The sequence below is a fragment of the Ornithinibacillus bavariensis genome (assembly GCF_018333235.1).
In the GTDB taxonomy this organism is placed as follows: Bacteria; Bacillota; Bacilli; order Bacillales; family Amphibacillaceae; genus Ornithinibacillus; species Ornithinibacillus bavariensis.
Genome location: NZ_BORP01000014.1, coordinates 1 through 884, shown reverse-complemented (window position 1 = coordinate 884; position 884 = coordinate 1). Strand labels below are relative to the sequence as shown.

At 50.3% G+C, this 884-nt stretch carries 8 tRNA genes; all 8 read right to left on the bottom strand.

Going from position 1 to position 884, the window contains the following annotated elements:
* Positions 1–142: 142 nt before the first annotated feature.
* A tRNA-Ala gene (locus KI338_RS17530) sits at positions 143–218 on the bottom strand.
* Between the two features lie 8 nt (positions 219–226).
* A tRNA-Pro gene (locus KI338_RS17525) sits at positions 227–303 on the bottom strand.
* Between the two features lie 8 nt (positions 304–311).
* Positions 312–388, bottom strand: a tRNA-Arg gene (locus KI338_RS17520).
* 3 nt (positions 389–391) lie between these two features.
* Positions 392–480: transfer RNA gene (locus KI338_RS17515), tRNA-Leu, on the bottom strand.
* 6 nt (positions 481–486) lie between these two features.
* Positions 487–561: transfer RNA gene (locus tag KI338_RS17510), tRNA-Gly, on the bottom strand.
* A gap of 13 nt (positions 562–574) precedes the next feature.
* Positions 575–659 (bottom strand) — tRNA-Leu (locus KI338_RS17505).
* A gap of 9 nt (positions 660–668) precedes the next feature.
* Positions 669–744, bottom strand: a tRNA-Lys gene (locus tag KI338_RS17500).
* Between the two features lie 17 nt (positions 745–761).
* A tRNA-Thr gene (locus tag KI338_RS17495) sits at positions 762–837 on the bottom strand.
* Between the last annotated feature and the right edge of the window lie 47 nt (positions 838–884).

Below are 884 nucleotides of genomic sequence, written 5' to 3'. Positions count from 1 at the left end.
ATCGAGTCAATTACATTCTTAGCTACTAAAAGCACGCTAGCTTTTAGATTATTAATAGAAAAAACAGGGTATGTTTTTCCTTACATACTGGTTGTTTTGTTCAGTTTTCAAGGAGCAAATCTTGTTATCATAAAAGATACAATGGTGGAGCCTAGCGGGATCGAACCGCTGACCTCCTGCGTGCAAGGCAGGCGCTCTCCCAGCTGAGCTAAGGCCCCAATGTTAATGGTCGGGAAGACAGGATTCGAACCTGCGACCCCATGGTCCCAAACCATGTGCTCTACCAAGCTGAGCTACTTCCCGTATTTATATGGCGCGCCCAAGAGGAGTCGAACCCCTAACCTTTTGATCCGTAGTCAAACGCTCTATCCAATTGAGCTATGGGCGCTAATGGTGCCGAGGACCGGAATCGAACCGGTACGGTAGTCACCTACCGCAGGATTTTAAGTCCTGTGCGTCTGCCAGTTCCGCCACCCCGGCATTATATGGAGCGGAAGACGGGATTCGAACCCGCGACCCCCACCTTGGCAAGGTGGTGTTCTACCACTGAACTACTTCCGCGTTTTAAATTTGATGGTGCGGGTGAAGGGAGTCGAACCCCCACATCCGAAGATACTAGATCCTAAGTCTAGCGCGTCTGCCAATTCCGCCACACCCGCATTATATGATGGTGAGCCATGCAGGATTCGAACCTGCGACCCTCTGATTAAAAGTCAGATGCTCTACCGACTGAGCTAATGGCTCGATGTTTAAGACCAAAATGGTGCCGGCCAGAGGACTTGAACCCCCAACCTACTGATTACAAGTCAGTTGCTCTACCAATTGAGCTAGGCCGGCAAATGGTGGAGGATACAGGGCTCGAACCTGTGACCCCCTGCTTGTAA